The sequence below is a fragment of the Paraburkholderia guartelaensis genome, assembly GCF_004353905.1.
Taxonomy (GTDB): Bacteria; Pseudomonadota; Gammaproteobacteria; order Burkholderiales; family Burkholderiaceae; genus Paraburkholderia; species Paraburkholderia guartelaensis.
The window spans coordinates 1-1,459 of the sequence record NZ_SMOD01000149.1 but is presented as its reverse complement, the minus strand read 5'-3'; the positions used below and the strand labels follow the sequence as shown (position 1 = coordinate 1,459).

The window sequence follows — 1,459 nt, the reverse complement described above, 5'->3', positions numbered from 1 at the left end:
CCGCTCTTGCCGTTGCGCTGGTTGGTCGCGTTCTCGGGCCGCACGGCGCCGGCCGGATAGCCCAGATGGTGTCCAAGTTCGGCGCCCAGCGCCCGCTCGATCAGCGCCTTCTTGAACGCCGCTGAGGCGGCATGCACCGCTTCGGCCGTCATCGGCCCCTTCACGAACTGGTCGATCAGTTCCTTCGGAATGGACGGCAACGCCGTCAGGGCCTCGGGGGACGTCTTGGGTTTGCGTGGCATACATGCTCCTTGAGCTACATGTTATGCCTTACACACAAAATTTATGACAGGCCCGCCACGGGTGGTAAGCCTAAGTCCAAACTTATTTGCCTGCGGACATCAACGTCCTCCCGCAAACTCTCACCTTTGCTGTTAACCTGACGCCTTTGCCATATTGGCGTCAGTGACGTGCCACGGCCTGACCCTAAGATACGAGCCTTCGCATTACAGGCGCGAAACGCAACGCGCTATCCAAGTCAGAGGAAAAGAATGAAGAAGTTCACACGCATGCTGATCGCCGCAGGCGCACTGGCCATGAGCGCTGGCGCCATGGCCGCCGCCGCTGCTGAGCCCACGTGGTTGCCCGCAACGGCTGCTGCAAGCCTGCAGAACGCGAGTGCGATCGTCGAAGGCGCGAATGGGTCGAACGTGAAGTCGACGCTTTATGTCTTTATGGACCCAAACTGTATTTACTGTCACTTGGTGTGGAAAGCGCTGCAACCGTATGAAGCGGTCGGCCTGCAGGTACATTGGATTCCTATGGGCTTTCTGAAGCCCGATTCGGCGGGCAAGGCGGCCGCGCTGCTGGAGGCGAAAGACGGCGCCGCGCTGCTCAAAGAGCTGGAAACGCACTACTCGGAGAAGGATGAATCGGGCGGCATCGCCCCGCTCGCGCACGTTTCCGCCGCCGACAAGAACAAGCTCGACGACAACATCAAGCTCTTTCAGGACCTCGGTTTCGACGGCACGCCTACGCTTATTTATCAGGGCTCGGGCGGACGCTGGGCCAATATTAGCGGCTTGCCGAAGCTGAACGACTTGCCGGGCATGCTGAATCTGCCGGCGCAACCGATCACCGATGCCGAGTTGCAGAAGTATCGTTGATCGCGCGCGGCGGTGAGTCATTCACCGCATCGTGAGTTCACCGATACAACGATAGGAGAGGTGGTGCCGCTTGTTCGGACAGGGTCCCGCGATTTTTAAGTGGAACGTCCGGGGCGATCATGCTGCCGATTTGATCGCTGGCAGCGTCGCGAAGTATGCCTCATCGGGCGTCTGATCCGCCAGACTCGAATGAGGACGTTTGCGGTTGTACAGCTCAATGTATTGGCCAATGGAGCGCCGGGCGTGGCTGACCGACTCGTAGGCTCTCAAATAAATCTCTTCGTACTTGATGCTGCGCCACACGCGCTCGACAAACACGTTGTCGCGCCAGGCGCCTTTGCCGTCCATCGACA

At 59.4% G+C, this 1,459-nt stretch carries 2 protein-coding genes and 1 pseudogene; 1 reads left to right on the top strand and 2 read right to left on the bottom strand.

Annotated elements, in window-relative coordinates:
* Window positions 1–242, bottom strand: a pseudogene (locus tag E1N52_RS43715) (IS256 family transposase); the annotation flags it as partial.
* A gap of 249 nt (window positions 243–491) precedes the next feature.
* On the opposite strand from E1N52_RS43715, the gene E1N52_RS43710 reads away from it, so the two are divergent.
* A complete protein-coding gene (locus tag E1N52_RS43710; protein ID WP_133191262.1) occupies window positions 492–1,106 on the top strand; it encodes a thioredoxin fold domain-containing protein in 615 nt (204 codons plus the stop codon).
* A gap of 117 nt (window positions 1,107–1,223) precedes the next feature.
* On the opposite strand, the gene E1N52_RS43705 is transcribed toward E1N52_RS43710, so the two are convergent.
* Window positions 1,224–1,459, bottom strand: a 236-nt coding sequence (locus E1N52_RS43705) for an integrase core domain-containing protein (protein WP_133190276.1), incomplete at its 5' end; no start/stop codon positions are given.